We start from the raw sequence: 16608 nt of genomic DNA, 5'->3' as shown, positions 1-16608 counted from the left end.
CCGGACCCGCCCCGTCGAACAGCGAGCAATCAGCCCCGCGGAATCTCGCGCATCTCGAAGGACTCCACGACATCGCCGATCTTGATGTCCTGGAAGTTCTTCAGCACCAGACCACACTCGAAGCCCTCGCGGACCTCGGACGCGTCGTCCTTCTCCCGCTTGAGCGAGGAGAGGTCGAGGTTGTCGGCCACCACGGCGCCGTCGCGCAGGACACGCGCCTTGGCGTTGCGGCGGATGGTGCCGTCGATGACCATGCAGCCTGCGATGTTGCCGGCCTTGGACGAGCGGAAGATCTCGCGGATCTCCGCCTTGCCCAGGGAGGCTTCTTCGTATTCCGGCTTGAGCATGCCCTTGAGCGCTGCTTCGATCTCCTCGATCGCCTGGTAGATGACCGAGTAGTAACGAATCTCGACACCTTCCTTCTCGGCCATCTGGCTCGCCTTGCCCTGCGGGCGGACGTTGAAGCCGATGATGATGGCGTCGGAGGCGGCGGCCAGGTCGACGTTGGTCTCGGTGATCGCACCGACACCGCGGTCGATGACGCGCAGCGAGACCTCTTCGCCGACGTCGATCTGGGCCAGCGAGTCCTCGAGGGCCTCGACCGAACCGGACACGTCGCCCTTGAGGATGAGGTTGAGCTCCTGGCTCTCGCCCTTCTCCATGGAGGCCATGAAGTCCTCGAGCGTACGACGCACGCGGCGCTTGGCCTGCATGGCCGCGCGTTCACGGGCTTCACGCTTCTCGGCGATCTGGCGAGCCATGCGGTCGTCGTCGACCACGATGAACGTCTGACCGGCGCCGGGGGCGGCGTTCAGACCGAGCACCATGGCGGGGCGAGCCGGGTCGGCTTCCTCGATGTTGTTGCCGTGCTCGTCGAGCATCGCGCGGACCCGGCCGTGAGCCGCACCGGCGACGATCGAGTCGCCGACCCGGAGCGTTCCGCGCTGGACCAGCACGGTGGCAACCGGGCCACGGCCACGGTCGAGGTGCGCCTCGATGACCAGACCCTGGGCGTCCTGGTCGGGGTTGGCCCGCAGGTCGAGCGACGCGTCGGCGGTGAGGACGACGGCCTCGAGCAGCTTGTCGAGGTTGAGCTCGGACTTCGCCGACACGTCGACGAACATGGTGTCGCCGCCGTACTCCTCGGGCACGAGGCCGTACTCGGTGAGCTGTCCGCGGACCTTCGTCGGGTCGGACTCCGGCTTGTCGATCTTGTTGACCGCGACCACGATCGGGACACCGGCGGCCTTGGCGTGGTTCAACGCCTCGACCGTCTGCGGCATGACACCGTCGTCGGCCGCGACCACGAGGATCGCGATGTCGGTGGCCTGGGCACCACGGGCACGCATGGCGGTGAACGCCTCGTGACCGGGGGTGTCGATGAAGGTGATGCGACGCTCGTCGCCGTCGACGTCGGTCGCGACCTGGTAGGCACCGATGTGCTGGGTGATGCCACCAGCCTCCTTGTCGACGACGTTGGCGCTGCGCAACGCGTCGAGGAGCTTGGTCTTTCCGTGGTCGACGTGACCCATGACGGTGACGACCGGCGGGCGGAACGCGAGGTCGCCCTCGTCGCCCTCGTCGGCACCGAACTCGATGTCGAAGCCTTCGAGCAGCTCGCGGTCCTCGTCCTCCGGGGACACGATCTGGACGACGTAGTTCAGCTCTTCACCGAGCAGCTCGAACGTCGCCTCGTCGACCGACTCGGTCGCCGTGACCATCTCGCCCAGGGAGAACAGCATCTGCACCAGCGAAGCGGCGTCGACGTTGATCTTCTCGGCGAAGTCGGTCAGGGACGCGCCACGCGCCAGGCGAACGGTCTCGCCGTCACCCTTGCGGACGCGCACACCACCGATCGTCGGGGCCTGCATGGCCTCGAATTCCTGACGACGAGCCCGCTTCGACTTGCGCCCACGACGCGACGGACCACCGGGGCGACCGAAGGCACCCTGGGTCTGGCCACGCTGGCCGGGGCGACCGCCACCGGGGCGACCGCCACCCGCGGGGCCGAAGCCACCCGGGCGTGCGCCACCGGGACCGCCGGCGGGGGCACCGCCACGGCCGGGAGCACCGGTACGACCCGGAGCACCACCGCGACCGGGCGCACCGCCACGACCGCCGCCGGGGCCACCGGGACCACGACCGCCGGGGCCGCCACCGAAGGCGGCCGGGGACTTGGGCATCATCGCCGGGTTCGGACGGGGCATGCCCGGACGACCCGGAGCACCACCGTCACGCGAGGCCGGGGGCCGCGGCGGACGCTGGTCGCCGGACGGGGCACCAGTGCCGCCACCGGTGCTCGGCGCGGGTCCACGGTCGGCAGGGGCGGGGCGACGGCCCATGCCCTGGCTCGACGAGAACGGGTTGTTGCCGGGGCGCGGCGTGCCGCTGGGCTTGCCCACCGGACGCGGGGCCGGCGCCTTCGGCGCGGGCGCCTTCGGCGTGGCAGAAGCAGCCGCGGCGGGTGCCTCGGCTGCGGGCGTCTCCGGAGCAGCCGGTGCCTCGGAGGCAACGGGCTCGGCGGCGACGGGTTCGGCGGCGACGGGTTCGGCCGGGACCTCGGCGGCCGGCTTGGGCGCCGGCTTCGGACCGGGTCGCGGCCCGGGCTTCGTCGCCGGCTTGTTGGCGGCGGTGGGTGCCTCGACAGGGGCAGGCTTCTCGGCAGCCGGAGCGGCCGGGGCCTCGGGTGCCGCTGCGGGCGCCTCGGCGGGGGCCGGCTTGGCGGCCTCCTTGGTCTCAGCCTTGGCAGGCGCTGCAGGGGCGGAAGTGGCGGCGGCGGCCTTGAGCTGCTCGCCGTACTCCTTCTTGAATCGGTTCGCCACCGGGGGCTCGATGGTCGAGGACGCAGACTTGACGAACTCCCCCATCTCCTTCAGCTTCTCGAGAACAAACTTGCTCTCGACGCCGAATTCCTTGGCGAGTTCGTGTACTCGGGGCTTGGCCACGCTTCTCCTTCTGGCCCGAGCCCCGACGCTGCCTGATGCAGGAGGAGGTGATTCGGACCGTTAGTGGTTGTGCAAACTCATCGGGAAGTACTCATCGAGTGCTCATGAGCTGCTGCTCCAGTTCCTGTAGGTCAATCACGGTGTGGTGTCTGTGCCGGAGTCGATCATCGTGCGCAGTGCGGTCACATCAAGGCCCCCCGCGAACCGCAGGGCTCGGGGGAAAGCGCGTTTGCGCACTGCCAGGTCGAGACACGCGGTCGTGGGGTGCAGGTGAGCACCACGGCCGTGCGCCGTGCCGTCGGGATCGGGCACCACGGCGGGGCCGTGGTCATCCGATCCGGCGACGACCCGGATCAACTCAAGCGTGGTGGCCCGCTTGCGACACCCCACACACATACGCACGGGGCGTGGGCGCGCGGGAATGTTGCCAGTCGTAACCACCAATCCAAGAGTCTAGCCGTTGGCGCGCCCAACGCCGAACCGGTATCCCCTGGACCAGCAGGTTTCCCCGGCGCACCGGGGAAACCTGCACATCCCACGGCAGATGTTCCGTGGGAAGCGAGGGGCTTCCGTGGGAAGTAGCCTGAACGGCATGAGTGACCTGCAGTGCGCCAGCCGGATCATCCTGGCCCGACACGGCGAGGCGGAGTACGAACAGCCCGAGCTGGCCGACGAGGGCGGGTCACTGACCACGCTCGGCCGCCAGCAGGCGGCCGGTCTGGCCGGGCGTCTGGCCGATCGCAAGGTCTCCCACGTCTACACCAGCACCTTGGCCCGCGCAGTGCAGACCGGCGAGATCGTGGCGGCCGCGCTCGGCATCTCGGTGACCACGCGCCGGGCGCTGGTCGAGTACGGCGAGGGCGAGCTCACCGACGACGACGCGTTCACCGAGATCTACCGCCGGTGGACCGATGGCGACCTCGACGTACGTGTGCCCGGGGCCGAGACCGGCGCCGAGGGCATCGAGAGGTTTCGGTCCGCACTGTCCGAGATCGCCGACCAGCACCGGGGTGAGGACGTGCTCGTGATCAGCCACGGCGGCCTGCTGCGCATGGGCGTGCCTGCGCTGGTGCGTCTGGACGGCCACGAAGCACGACGCATCGGCAACTGCGAGTTCGTCGAGGTCGACATCGACGGTGACGGCTGGGTCTGCCGGGCCTGGTGACCCGGCAGACCGCCGCAGATCAACCTCAGGGTGCGACCGGCGGAGCCTCGTCGGAGCGGATGTCGATGCGCCAGCCGGTCAGTCGGGCGGCGAGTCGGGCGTTCTGGCCCTCCTTGCCGATCGCCAGCGACAGCTGGAAGTCGGGCACGATCACCCGTGCCGAACGCTCCTCGAGCGAGACGATGTGCACCGAGCTGACCCGGGCCGGCGAGAGCGCGTGGGCGACCAGCTCGGCGGGATCCTCGGACCAGTCGACGATGTCGATCTTCTCGCCGTGCAGCTCGGACATGATGTTGCGGACCCGCTGGCCCATCGGGCCGATGCAGGCGCCCTTGGGGTTGACCCCGGGCACGCGCGAGTGCACCGCGATCTTGGTTCGGTGACCGGCCTCGCGGGCGATCGCCGCGATCTCGACCGTGCCGTCGGCGATCTCGGGGACCTCGAGCGCGAACAGCTTGCGGACCAGGTTGGGGTGGGTGCGCGAGAGGGTGATCTGCGGCCCGCGCATGCCCTTGCGCACCGAGACCACCATGCACTTGATGCGGGCGCCGTGCTCGTACTTCTCGGTGGGCACCCGCTCGCCCAGCGGCAGGATCGCCTCGAGCTTGCCGAGGTCGACCATCACGTCGTCGGGGTTGCGGCCCTGCTGGATGACGCCGGAGACGATGTCGCCCTCCTTGCCGGAGAACTCACCGAACCGGATCTCGTCCTCGGCGTCGCGGAGCCGCTGCAGCATGATCTGCTTCGCGGTCGTCGCGGCGATCCGGCCGAAGCCGTCGGGAGTGTCGTCATACTCGGTGACGACGTTGCCCTCCTCGTCGACCTCGGCGGCGAGCACCGAGACGTGACCGTTCTTCTGGTCGAGGACGACCCGCGCGCGCGGCTGCGCCCCCGGGGACTTGTGGTAGGCCGTGAGCAGGGCCTGCTCGATGGCCTCCACGAGAACGGAGAACTTGATCTCCTTCTCCTGCTCCAGCATGCGGAGGATGTTCAGGTCGATGTCCATCAGGCGTCCTTGCTCTTTCGGTTGAACTCGATCTGGACCTTGGCCTTGGCGATGTCGGCGTACGCCACCTCGCGGTCGGCTCCGTCACTGCCAGGGCCCTCCATGGTGAGGGTGACTGCGGTCTCGGTGGAACTGCTGATGCGGCCTTCGACCTCGCCGCCCTCCACGAGGGCCACCTTGACCAGGCGGTCCTCGTTGCGGCGCCAGTGGCGCGGGAGGGTCAACGGCCGGTCGACGCCTCGCGAGGTGACCTCGAGCGTGTAGGGGTGCTCCCCCATCACGTCGGAGGCGTCGAGCACGCGCTCGACCTCGCGGGTGGCGGCTGCGACGTCGTCCAGGTTGACACCACCGTCCTTGTCGACGGCGACGCGAAGGACACGACGCTTGCCGGCGGGAGTGATCTCGACCGCCTCGACGTCGAGACCCATGGTCGACAGGGGGTCGATGAGTTCCGCTTCGATGCGATCCCTGGTTGCGTCAGACTTGGCGCTGCTCATGGGTGCGACCTCCTTGTGCTGTTGTGGGCCCAACCATACTGGCAATCCCGTGGGATCAAGACCTCCGGTTAGAGTCTCCCGCGTGCCACTGTCCTCACGCCCCGTCTCGCGTCGTACGACGCTCGCTGCCGCGCCCCTCCTGGCGTTGGCCGGATGCCGCTGGGGACCGGCCGAGGACGGCGACGAGCCGGCCGCCGAGCCCTCGAACGCCGTCCCCGACGAGCAGCAGGTGAAGGCCGCGCTGCAGGCGATCGCGGACGCCGACGCCTTCGTGAAGGACGTCTCGGCCGATCACGTGGGTCTCGCCGAGCCACTGGCGGCGCTGACCGCCCTGCACACCGCGCACCAAGCGCTCATCGCCAAGGAAGGCGACACCGGGACGACCGTGCGCATGGGCACGCCGACCCGCGCCACCGCCGCCCTCAAGGCCGTACGCCGCCGCGAGCTCGGCCTGCAGCGCACCCTGACCAAGCTGGCCGGCGAGGTGTCGAGCGGGGAGCTCGCCCGCACCCTCGCGGCGATGGCGGCCGGGGTCGCCCAGCAGGTCGCGCTGCTCCCCGAAACCGCGAAGGACGCCGACGCATGACCGGGACCGACGCACTGCAGACCACTCTCGCCGCCGAGCACGCGGCCGTCTGGATCTACGGCGTGCTGGGCGGGCAGACCTCGCAGTCGTCGCAGCCGGCGCTGTACGACGCGGTCACCACGGCCTACGTGACCCACCGGAGCCGCCGCGACCAGCTCGTGCGCTGGGTGCGTGACGCCGACGAGGTCCCGGTGGCCGCCGAGGTCGCCTACGAGCTGCCCAATGCCGCCCGCACCCCCGCCGAGCTCAAGGCCATCGGGCTGCAGGTCGAGCAACGTTGCGCCGCGGCGTACGCCGACCTGGTCGGCCGCACCACGGAAGACGAACGGGCCTGGGGCGTGAACGCGCTGGTCGAGTCGGCGGTGCGCCAGCTCGACTTCGACGGCGACCCGACCGACCTGCCGGGCATCGACGCCTGAGCCGCGCTGAACTCGCTCGGGCTGGGCCCCTCCGCGGCGGGCCCGGCAGAACGGACCCGCCAGGACTGGCCCGGAGATGGCCCTCAAGGCTGGGCGAAGGCCCTCTCCCGGCAGCCAGTCCTGGTGCGGAGGTGGCCCGGCATCGGGGAAGCCCCGAGATCTGCCCCGACGCCGGATTGGTTCACCCCGAGTGTGTGAACACCACCAAGGATGATCCTTCCCCAGTTCTTCGCTGGTGCCCAGCAGTTGGTGGTTGCAGGTTTTTGCGTTGCAAGAACTTGCAAAAGTGAATCGCGGATCCCTGCAGTCCGATGAAGGTCCTTCAGACGTCGTTCCAGGCCGTCACGATGCCCAGGATCTCGGCCAGTTCGTGGGCCACCGCGTCCGGCGTGCCTTCGGTGTGACCGACCTGGTTGGTCGGGATGGTGCTGTGCGGGATGTGGATGGCCCGGAGGCCGGCGTTCTGGGCGCCCCAGACGTCGTCGAAGAGCCGGTCTCCCACGTAGACACAGCGGGCCGGGTCGGTGGCACCCACCGCTCCCAGGGCTGCGGCGAAGGCGTCCGGAGAGGGCTTGGTCCACGGGATCTCGCTCGTGTAGACGTCACCGTCGATGAGGTGGTCGACCCCGTCGCGACGGAAGAACTCCTCGTGCCACTCCCGCGGCCAGATCGTGTTGGACAGCACGCCCACCTTCAGCCCGAGCGCGCGCAGCCCCTCGAACAGCGGTGCCACCTGCGGGTCGGTGCCGGTGTGCGGCTCCCAGAACTCGCGGTAGGCGGCCAGCAGCTCCGGGTCGTGCTCGAGACCGGCCTCGGTGAAGAGGTCCCCCACCGTCGCGCTCTGCTGGTGGTCACGCGAGCGGCCCCAGATCACGTCGCCCGCGGAATGCAGCCAGGCGGCGTGCGCGTGATGGTCGTCGTCCTTCGTGGGCGTCGTGATCACCGCCTGGGCCAGGGCCAGCGACTCCGCGTGGAAGTCGATGTCGTGCCACTGGGTCAGCGTGCCGCCCCAGTCGAAGATCACCGCGTCAAGGTTCGAGGGTCCGCTGCTCATGGGCGCAACTTATCGGTAGCCCAAGTCGACCCGGTCAGCTCCTGACCACCTCGGTCAGGTGGGCGACGATGTCGGCCACCGCCACGTTGGTCCGCTCGCCGGAACGCCGGTCCTTGACCTCGACGGTGCCGTCGTCGGCCAGGCCGCGGCCGACCACGGCGATGGTGGGTACGCCGATCAGCTCGGCGTCCTTGAACTTCACGCCCGGGCTCACCTTCGTGGGCCGGTCGTCGAAGATCACGTCGAGGCCGGCCTGCGACAGGTCGGCGGCGATCTTCTCGGCCGCCTCGTGGATCGCCGGGTCCTTGCCGGTCGCGACGAGGTGGACGTCGGCGGGTGCGACCTCGCGGGGCCAGATCAGGCCGGAGTCGTCGTGGTTGTCCTCAGCGATGACCGGCACGGCACGTGAGACGCCGATGCCGTAGGAGCCCATCGTGACGGTGACCAGCTTGCCGTTCTCGTCGAGGACCTTGAGGTCGAGTGCCTCGGCGTACTTGCGGCCGAGCTGGAAGATGTGGCCCATCTCGATGCCGCGCGCGGTCTCGAGCCTGCCATCGCGTCCTTCGGTGGCACACTGCGGGCACGCGTCACCGTCGCGCACCTCGGCCGCCTCGATCGTGCCGTCGGCGGTGAAGTCACGGCCGGCGACCAGGTCGATGACGTGCTGGCCGTCGACGTTGGCGCCGGTCACCCAGCGGGTGCCCTCACTGACCCGGGGGTCGACGACGTAGCGGATCTTGCTGTCGGACTCCTCACCGAGCGCGCCCGGCCCGATGTAGCCCTTGACCAGGGCGGGGTGCTTGCGGAACTCGGTCTCGTCCATCGCCTCGACCTCGATGGGCTCGAGCTGCCCCTCGAGGCGCTTCTGGTCGACCTCGCGGTCACCGGGGATGCCGATGGCGAGGGGCTCACGGGTGCCGTCGGGGTGCTTGAGGACCACCATCACGTTCTTGAGCGTGTCGCCGGCCGCCCAGGGACGGTCGTCGCGGGGGAACTTCTCGTTGAGGTGGTTGACCAGCGTCTCGATGGTCGGCGTCGCGGGCGTCTGCTCGGCGTGCGCGGCCGGGGCGTCGTCGTACGACACGGGCGCGGGGGAAGGCACCGCGACGGCCTCGACGTTGGCGGCGTACTCACAGGTGGGGCAGTGGACGAAGGTGTCCTCGCCGACCTCGGAGCGGGCCAGGAACTCCTCGCTCTTCGATCCGCCCATCGCGCCGCTGGTCGCCTTGACGATGACGTAGTCGAAGCCGAGCCGGTCGAACGTCTTGATGTACGCCGCGCGGTGTGCGGCGTACGACGCGTCGAGGCCGGCGTCGCTGGTGTCGAAGGAGTAGGCGTCCTTCATGGTGAACTCGCGACCACGCATGAGCCCAGCGCGGGGGCGCGCCTCGTCGCGGTACTTCGTCTGGATCTGGTAGAGCCAGACGGGCAGGTCCTTGTAGGACGAGTAGAGGTCCTTCACCACGAGGGTGAACATCTCCTCGTGGGTGGGGCCGAGCAGGTAGTCGGCGCCCTTGCGGTCCTTGAGGCGGAAGATGCCGTCGCCGTACTCGGTCCACCGGTTCGTGGCCTCGTAGGGCTCGCGGGGCAGCAGCGCGGGGAACTGGAGCTCCTGGCCGCCCATCGCGTCCATCTCCTCGCGGATGATGTTCTCGACCTTGCGGAAGACCCGAAGGCCCAGCGGCAGCCAGGTGTAGATGCCCGGCGCGGCGCGGCGGATGTAGCCGGCCCGGACGAGCAGGCGGTGGCTGGGCACCTCTGCGTCGTTGGGGTCGTCGCGAAGCGTGCGGACGAAGAGCTGGGACATCCGAAGGATCATGCGGGCAAGGCTACTTGTGCCCGAGCGCCAGTCGCGAGGCGGTTTCCGTTGTCCTGACGACGTGGCGCGAGTCGCCCCGCCGTCGGCGAAGTGGTGAGAGGATGAGCACCATGCCTACGACCGTCCCGTGGGAGAAGCGGCCGGAGTTGCGAGTACGACTCGCCGCCGAGACCGCCAGCGTGCCCGGGGCCCGTCGGTTCGTCCGTGACGGCCTGACCGGCTGGGAGCGCGCCGACCTGATCGACGACGCCGCACTGTGCGTGACCGAGATGGCTGCGAACACCGCCCTGCACAGTGGCAGCAGCTACATGAACGTGGTCCTCAACGACCTCGATGCGGCGGTCCGGGTCTCCGTCGAGGATGCCGGCGGGCTGGTGCCGGTGCAGGCCCTCGTGCCCCAGACCTCTCGACGGGCAGGTGCCGCGAGCGAGCAGGCGCCCCCGGTGGAGGAGCTGGCGACCACCGGACGAGGACTGTCGATCGTCTCGATCTTGTCGCGGCACTGGGGCATCGACGAGACCGGGCTGGGACGGCGCATCTGGGCCGAGATCGAGGCCTCCGACGTGGAGCACCCGATCCGTCCGCCCAGCCTCGGCACGCTCCCCGCGGTCGAGGACGCACCGATGATGCTTCCGGCCGGCTGGAAGATGCTCCTCATGCCGCAGTGCCCGGTCGACCTCGGCCTCCGACTCGACCAGCATCTCGACGACCTGATCCGTGAGCTCCAGTTGATCGACGCCGGCGCGGACTCGGGCCCGCGTCCGCGCGAGCTGGGCGAGCTGATCGAGCGGCTGGTCGCGCGTCCCGCCTTTGCCCGACACATGGGCCGGCGAATCGCGCAGGAGGCCGCGGCGGCCGGCCTCGACGTCGTCGACATCGAGATGCCCGCTCCCCCGGAGCTCAGTGTGCTCGCCCGGGAGCTCGCCGACACCATCGCACTCGCCGACCGGATGTGCGTCGACCAGCACCTGCTCACCCTCGCCTCGACTCCCGAGATGAACGAGCTGCGCGACTGGTTCACCGAGAGCATGGTCGGCCAGCTCGAGGACGACGCGGAGCCGGTCCCCTTCGCCGTCTGGCGGGCCCGCCGGCACTGATCCCCCACCGTCCGGAGCCAGGGCACCGGGCGGGCCCGTACGCTGCACGACATGAGCGACGCGGCCCTCGAGGCCTTCTGGGCAGACGCCAAGGTGCGTGCCAACCTCAACCGGCTGCGGGTCTACACCGGACCCAACGCGAGCGAGGCGCTGTGCCCGCCGGCGTGGGCCTTCGGGGACTCCGCCGACATGGCCGACGAGCTGCTTGCGCTGGTGCTCGACGGTCGCAAGACCGCCACCGCCTCCGCGCTCGCCGACTACGACGAAGAGGAGCTGCCCAGCGTCGGCAGCCTGTCGATCATCAACGACGGCGCCGACGTGCCACGCGTGCTGGTGCAGACGACCGACGTGCGCACCATGCCGTTCGCCGAGGTCTCCGCCGAGCACGCCCGGCTCGAGGGTGAGGGCGACCTCTCGCTGGACCACTGGCGGCAGGCGCACCGCGACTTCTTCACCGAGTTCGGCCACGAGGTGACCGACGAGTTCGAGGTCGTCCTCGAGCAGTTCAAGGTGATCTGGAAGCCCTGAGCTGCACGGCCGCGGTGGTGGCTGATGGCTGTCAGCGGCGCCGCGGGGAGCCATCAGCCACCGCGGAGCAGTCGGCTGAGCCTGCAGGCTCAGCCGCGGGCGGCCTTGAGGGCGCTACGGATCATCGGGATCTGCAGGGGCAGGCGGGCCAGGGTGCCGGCCTTGAGCGCGGTGTTCTTCCGCTTCTGCGCGTCGGCCGCCATCTTGAAGTTCGCCGGGTAGACCCCGAGGAGCAGTCCGGCGCTGGCCCACCCCGCGACGGAGCGGGTGCGCGGGTGCAGGAGGCCAGCGGCACAGACGATCTCGGCGACACCCGAGCCGAGCACGACCTCGCGGCGGGCGGGCACGAACTTGGGCACGATCGGTTCGTAGACCTCGGGCTTGACCAGATGGATGACGCCGGAGACAGCGAAGATGCCGGCGAGGCCGAGGACGTCCTTGGGAATGTTCACGTCGCCCAGCGTAGGCGGGCACGGGGCACCGACTCCCCCGACGGTCAGAACATGATCGTGGTGAACTGCGCCGTCTCCACGAAGCCGGCCTTCTCGTAGGCCCGGCGGGCGGGGAGGTTGTGGTCGTTGACGTAGAGCGAGGCGATCGGCGCGATCTCCGCACACACCGTCTGCGCCACCGCGGCCATGCAGGCCGTGGCCAGTCCCTGGCCTCGACGGTCCGGGACGACGTACACGCCCTGGATCTGCGCGGCGTACGGCGTGGCGCACGCGACCTCGGCCTTGAAGACGACCCGGCCGTCCTCGAAGCGGGCGAACTGCCAGCCCTTGGAGATCAGCTGCATCACGCGGGTGCGGTAGAGGTTGCCCCCACCACCCCACTCGGGTGAGACACCGACCTCTTCGGTGTACATCGCGACGCACGCCGGGTAGACCACGTCGATGTCGGAGGCGACGGTGCGCCGTACGGCGGGATCCGGCTCGACCAGCGGGGACCCGGCGATCTCCATGTGCGGCTGGAGCGCGCGCACCTCCCGTGGCCCGCTCCACTTGTCGGCCATGTGCGCCCACAGGCCCTCGACCGAGGCAGCCGGACCGACGATCGTGGAGACCCGCGAGCGGCCGCGCAGCCCGTAGTGGGCAAGCTCCTCGAAGTCGTCGGGACCGACCTGGATCGGCACCAGGTTGGCGCCGATGTGCAGGGCCGAGACGAGGATGCCGTTGCAGAACCGGCCGACCACCTCGCCTCCGAGCCAGCGACGGTCGAGGCGTGTGGTGTGGGCGCGATAGCCGGCGAACACGTTGACCACCGGGTCCAGCGCAACGAGGCGCATGAACTCCGGCACGTCATCAGGCCCCAGCGGGCGCACGTGTTCGGGGGTCGGCAGCACGTCCCGGAGCCTACTGCCCCTCGGGCACCTGGCGGTGTCGCCTCAGCTGACGGTCACCGCGGCCGCGGCGCCCTCGACGGGCTCCATGTCCTCGGCGATGCGCATGGCCTCTTCGATGAGGGTCTCGACGATCTGCGACTCGGGCACGGTCTTGATGACCTCGCCCTTGACGAAGATCTGTCCCTTGCCGTTGCCGGAGGCCACGCCGAGGTCAGCCTCGCGGGCCTCGCCCGGTCCGTTGACGACGCAGCCCATCACCGCGACGCGCAGCGGCACCTCCAGCCCCTCGAGCCCGGCGGTGACCTCCTCGGCCAGCTTGTAGACGTCGACCTGGGCGCGACCGCAGGACGGGCACGACACGATCTCGAGCTTGCGGGGGCGCAGGTTGAGCGACTGCAGGATCTGGATGCCGACCTTGACCTCCTCCACCGGCGGGGCGGAGAGGCTGACCCGGATCGTGTCGCCGATGCCCTTGCTGAGCAGGGCGCCGAACGCGGTCGCGGACTTGATCGTGCCCTGGAACGCGGGACCCGCCTCGGTCACGCCGAGGTGCAGCGGCCAGTCGCCCCTCTCGGCGAGCAGCTCGTAGGCGCGCACCATGACCACCGGGTCGTTGTGCTTGACCGAGATCTTGAAGTCCTGGAAGCCGTGCTCCTCGAAGAGGCCGGCCTCCCACACCGCGCTCTCCATCAGTGCTTCGGGGGTGGCCTTGCCGTACTTCTCGAGCAGTCGCTTGTCGAGGGACCCGGCGTTCACGCCGATGCGGATCGAGGTGCCGCGGTCCTTGGCGGCGGCCGCGATCTCCTTGACCTGGTCGTCGAACTGGCGGATGTTGCCCGGGTTGACGCGTACGGCGGCACAGCCTGCGTCGATCGCTGCGAAGACGTACTTCGGCTGGAAGTGGATGTCGGCGATGACCGGGATCTGCGAGTGCTGGGCGATCTCGGCGAGCGCGTCGGCGTCGTCCTGGCTCGGGCACGCGATGCGGACGATGTCACAGCCCGCGGCGGTCAGCTCGGCGATCTGCTGGAGCGTGCTGTTGACGTCGGAGGTCAGCGTCGTGGTCATCGACTGCACGGACACCGGGTGGTCGCTGCCGACCCCGACCTTGCCGACCTGGATCTGGCGGGTCTTGCGTCGCGGCGCGAGCACCGGCGGCGGGGCTTCGGGCATGCCGAGGGAGATCGAGGTCATGGCGCCAGTCTACGTACGTCGTGTCGGGCGGCCACTTCGCAGGACGTCCTGAACAACGTCCTGCGTTCCGGTCGCCGCGGCAACCACCTCGCAGGACGTCCTGAACAACGTCTGGCCCGACGGTCAGGTGAGGTGGATGGGGACCACCACGTCGCCGACGATCAGGACGAGGCTCATGAGGAGGAAGGCGCCGGCCACCACGTAGGCGATCGGCAGCAGTCTCGCCACGTCGACGTACCCGGGATCGGGGCGCTTGAACACCTTCGCGAACCCGCGGCGTATCCCTTCATAGAGCGCACCGGCGATGTGCCCGCCGTCCAGCGGCAGCAGCGGCACGAAGTTGAACATGCCGATGAAGAAGTTGAACCCGGCGATGAGCATCAGCAGCATCACCAGCTTCTCCTTGACCGGGAAGGCGTCGTGGGCCGCAGTCTCTCCCGCGATCCGGCCGCCGCCGACCAGGCTCATCGGCCCCTCGGGGTCACGCTCCTCGACCCCGACGATCGCCTTGCCGACTCCCCACACCTTGGCCGGCAGGTGGGCCAGGGCCTTGGCGGTGTCGACGGTCATCGTGCCCATCGTGTCGACCGTGTAGACCAGCCCGCCGGTGGTCGGCTCGGCCGTCGGCACGAAGCCGAGGAAGCCGACCGCGGTCAGGGTCTGGTCGGTGGTTGAGGTCGGGCGATCGGTCACGACGGTGTTCGTGGTGAGCTCCTTCTGCACGTCGCCGCGCTGCACCACCATCACCGCCCGCCCGTCGCCGTTGTCGCGGATCAGGTCGGACAGCTTCGCCCAGTCGTCGCCGATCTCGACACCGTTGAAGCTGAGGATCCGGTCGCCCTTCTGGAGCCCGGCCTTCTGCGCGGGGCTCTCCGGGTCCGCCGCCGTGCACTCACGGTTCTTCTCCGCGATCGGCACGACACAGGGCTGCACACCGGACACCTCCGGCGTCGTGTGCGGGTCACCGAGGTTGCCGTACGTCGCGAACACGCCACCGAAGATGACGAACGCGATGGCGATGTTCACCGCCGGGCCGGCGGCCATCACGATGACCTTCTTCCACCACGACATCTTGTAGAAGAGCCGGTCGGAGTCCTCGGCCTTGACCAGCTCCCACTCGGCCGCCCGCGCGTCGCTGATCAGCTGGGTGAACATGCCGGTGTTGGACTGGCGGAGCCGCTCGACCTCGTTGCCGTCCTCGTCGATGATCGTCTCGCGCACCGCGTCCTTCTCGGGCGGCAGCATGCCGACGATCTTCACGTAGCCGCCGAGCGGGATCGCCTTGATGCCGTATTCGGTCTCGCCGACCTTCTTCGACCAGATCGTGTTGCCGAAGCCGACGAAGTACTGCGTGACCTTGCCGCCGAACCTCTTGGCCCACACCATGTGGCCGAGCTCGTGGAGCGCGATCGAGACCAGGATGGCGACCACGAAGATCACCACGCCGAGCGTGTAGTAGAGCACGGTCATGCCGCTGGGGGTCCCTTCGAAGGCACACGAGTACGAGTCAACGGTACGTCCTCGGTCCAGCCCGGCACGACTTTCGCGATCTCTCTGCGCGACGCGGCGCCGTGCCGCATGCTCGGGTCATGTGGGGAGCACGCCTTTGGGGGCCTGCGGTGCTGGTGGCGGCGTTGTCGACCGGCCCGTCGCCGTCGTACGCCGTGGCCTCGTCCGCCGCCGCCACGCCCGCGCGCTGCTCGGCCGGCCTGGTTGCCCTCACCTTCGACGACGGCCCCTCCTCGAACGTGACGCCGCGGCTGCTCGGCATCCTCGAGGAGCGCCGGGTCCGGGCGACGTTCTTCATGGTCGGCGAGCGGGTGGCGTCGGCCCCGGCGACCGCCCGCAAGGTGGCGCAGGGAGGTCACGTCGTTGCCAACCACAGCTGGCACCACACCCTGATGACCACGCAGACCGACTCGCAGATCCGCGACACCCTGCTCGCCACCGACCGCGCGCTCCGTCGCGCCGGGGTCGTGCCCGGCAAGCTGATGCGGCCGCCGTACGGCGGAATCAACGCGCGGGTGACCGCGGCGATCACCCGCACCGGCTTCGTGCCGGTGCTGTGGGACGTCGACCCGGAGGACTGGGAGGACCGCACCGCCACCGCCATCGCCAACGCGGTGATCTCGGGCCTGCGTCCGCACCGCAGCAACATCGTTCTCCAGCACGACGGCGTCACGAACTCGCCGAGCTCGGTGAGCGCGGTGCCGTCGATCATCCAGAGGGCCCGCCGACTCGGCTACTGCTTCGCCGTCCTGGGCGCTGACGGCCGACCCACCCCGCCGGTCCCGCGCCTCACGATCGCGTCGACGACGGTGCGGGAGGGCGACGTGGCCCGGGTCCGGCTCAGGCTCGACCAACCGACGTCCCGTCCGGTGAGCGTGCGACTCGACACCCGCGCGGCTGGAGCCGGGGCAGCCGACTTCACCGGCCGCAGCCTGCGTGTGCGGTTCCCGATCGGCACCACGACCCGCACGGTGCTGGTCCGGACCCACCAGGACACCCTGGACGAGAGGAACGAGGCCTTCTCCGTCCGGCTGTCCGCACCCGTCGGCCTGAGAGTCGGCACCTCGTCACGCCGGGTGGTGATCGTGGACGACGACGCCCCGCCGGGTGTGCGGGTCCGGAACCTCGTGGTGACCGAGCCGGCCACCGGTACGACGCCCGCGGACGTGGTCGTCGAGCTCGGCCGGCCCAGCGGACGCCGCGTCCGGGCGACCCTGCGCACCCGACCGGGAACAGCACGAGCCGGTGACTTCACCCCCAGGGTGGCGTCGGCGGTGGTGCCCGCCGGGACGGTTCGCGCGTTCTTCCGTGTCGAGGTGCTGGCCGACCTGCTCGACGAGCCGGAGGAGACCTTCACCGTCGAGATCACCTCGGCGGTCAACGCACGGGTGGTCGCGACACCGGCCACGGTCACGATTCGACCTCCGCCCACCCCGTAGGCCTCGGC

General features: G+C 69.9%; 16 protein-coding genes. 6 read left to right on the top strand and 10 right to left on the bottom strand.

The annotated features are described in order from the left end of the window. Window positions 1–29: 29 nt before the first annotated feature. A complete protein-coding gene (infB, locus tag ASD30_RS02455) occupies window positions 30–2945 on the bottom strand; it encodes a translation initiation factor IF-2 (protein WP_056676451.1) in 2916 nt (971 codons plus the stop codon). Window positions 2946–3080: 135 nt separating this feature from the next. Next, window positions 3081–3341, bottom strand: coding sequence for a YlxR family protein (locus tag ASD30_RS02450; protein ID WP_056676448.1), 261 nt, complete (start codon window positions 3339–3341; stop codon window positions 3081–3083). A gap of 196 nt (window positions 3342–3537) precedes the next feature. On the opposite strand from ASD30_RS02450, the gene ASD30_RS02445 reads away from it, so the two are divergent. Beyond that, window positions 3538–4110, top strand: a complete 573-nt coding sequence (locus tag ASD30_RS02445) for a histidine phosphatase family protein (RefSeq protein WP_056676444.1) — start codon at window positions 3538–3540, stop codon at window positions 4108–4110. 25 nt (window positions 4111–4135) lie between these two features. On the opposite strand, the gene nusA is transcribed toward ASD30_RS02445, so the two are convergent. Together nusA and rimP are read right to left on the bottom strand one after the other, a co-directional pair. After that, on the bottom strand, window positions 4136–5116 hold the full coding sequence (nusA, locus tag ASD30_RS02440) for a transcription termination factor NusA (protein WP_056676441.1): 981 nt from the start codon (window positions 5114–5116) through the stop codon (window positions 4136–4138). Next, complete coding sequence (rimP, locus tag ASD30_RS02435) at window positions 5116–5613, bottom strand: ribosome maturation factor RimP (RefSeq protein WP_056676438.1); 498 nt, start codon at window positions 5611–5613, stop codon at window positions 5116–5118. The genes nusA and rimP overlap by 1 nt, the downstream gene beginning before the upstream one ends. Window positions 5614–5695: 82 nt before the next feature. Between rimP and ASD30_RS26350 the strand changes: the two genes are divergently transcribed. Beyond that, on the top strand, window positions 5696–6199 hold the full coding sequence (locus ASD30_RS26350) for a hypothetical protein (protein ID WP_156393492.1): 504 nt from the start codon (window positions 5696–5698) through the stop codon (window positions 6197–6199). Next, window positions 6196–6618 (top strand): ferritin-like domain-containing protein, encoded by a 423-nt coding sequence (locus ASD30_RS26345; protein ID WP_056676431.1) that lies wholly within the window; start codon window positions 6196–6198, stop codon window positions 6616–6618. Before ASD30_RS26350 ends, ASD30_RS26345 begins: the two co-directional genes overlap by 4 nt. A gap of 322 nt (window positions 6619–6940) precedes the next feature. Here ASD30_RS26345 and ASD30_RS02420 read toward each other — a convergent pair whose 3' ends face one another. Both ASD30_RS02420 and ASD30_RS02415 read right to left on the bottom strand, forming a co-directional pair. Next, window positions 6941–7672 carry an HAD family hydrolase gene (locus ASD30_RS02420; RefSeq protein ID WP_056676428.1) on the bottom strand — a complete coding sequence of 244 codons (732 nt, stop codon included), beginning with the start codon at window positions 7670–7672 and terminating at the stop codon, window positions 6941–6943. Between the two features lie 34 nt (window positions 7673–7706). Continuing rightward, window positions 7707–9491, bottom strand: a complete 1785-nt coding sequence (locus ASD30_RS02415) for a proline--tRNA ligase (RefSeq protein WP_056676425.1) — start codon at window positions 9489–9491, stop codon at window positions 7707–7709. A gap of 110 nt (window positions 9492–9601) precedes the next feature. Here ASD30_RS02415 and ASD30_RS02410 point away from each other — a divergent pair, with 110 nt between their 5' ends. Both ASD30_RS02410 and ASD30_RS02405 read left to right on the top strand, forming a co-directional pair. Next, window positions 9602–10588, top strand: coding sequence for an ATP-binding protein (locus ASD30_RS02410; protein ID WP_156393491.1), 987 nt, complete (start codon window positions 9602–9604; stop codon window positions 10586–10588). Window positions 10589–10639: 51 nt separating this feature from the next. Beyond that, entirely contained in the window at window positions 10640–11116 is a 477-nt protein-coding gene (locus tag ASD30_RS02405) for an ASCH domain-containing protein (RefSeq protein WP_056676421.1), read from the top strand. Between the two features lie 89 nt (window positions 11117–11205). Here the strand turns inward: ASD30_RS02405 and ASD30_RS02400 are convergent, their stop codons facing one another. The 4 genes from ASD30_RS02400 to ASD30_RS02385 form a co-directional block, all read right to left on the bottom strand. Then, window positions 11206–11568, bottom strand: coding sequence for a DoxX family protein (locus ASD30_RS02400; protein ID WP_056676418.1), 363 nt, complete (start codon window positions 11566–11568; stop codon window positions 11206–11208). Between the two features lie 44 nt (window positions 11569–11612). Next, window positions 11613–12458, bottom strand: coding sequence for a GNAT family N-acetyltransferase (locus tag ASD30_RS02395; RefSeq protein WP_056676416.1), 846 nt, complete (start codon window positions 12456–12458; stop codon window positions 11613–11615). Between the two features lie 42 nt (window positions 12459–12500). After that, the gene (ispG, locus tag ASD30_RS02390; RefSeq protein WP_056676413.1) at window positions 12501–13652 is read right to left on the bottom strand and encodes a flavodoxin-dependent (E)-4-hydroxy-3-methylbut-2-enyl-diphosphate synthase; all 1152 of its coding nucleotides are present in this window, start codon (window positions 13650–13652) and stop codon (window positions 12501–12503) included. A gap of 123 nt (window positions 13653–13775) precedes the next feature. Next, the gene (locus tag ASD30_RS02385) at window positions 13776–15122 is read right to left on the bottom strand and encodes a M50 family metallopeptidase (protein WP_056676411.1); all 1347 of its coding nucleotides are present in this window, start codon (window positions 15120–15122) and stop codon (window positions 13776–13778) included. Window positions 15123–15241: 119 nt separating this feature from the next. On the opposite strand from ASD30_RS02385, the gene ASD30_RS02380 reads away from it, so the two are divergent. Beyond that, the gene (locus ASD30_RS02380) at window positions 15242–16600 is read left to right on the top strand and encodes a polysaccharide deacetylase family protein (RefSeq protein WP_082563507.1); all 1359 of its coding nucleotides are present in this window, start codon (window positions 15242–15244) and stop codon (window positions 16598–16600) included. The last annotated feature ends 8 nt before the right edge of the window (window positions 16601–16608 follow it).

This window comes from Nocardioides sp. Root140 (genome assembly GCF_001426745.1).
In the GTDB taxonomy this organism is placed as follows: Bacteria; Actinomycetota; Actinomycetes; order Propionibacteriales; family Nocardioidaceae; genus Nocardioides.
This window is presented reverse-complemented; position numbering and strand designations above follow the sequence as displayed.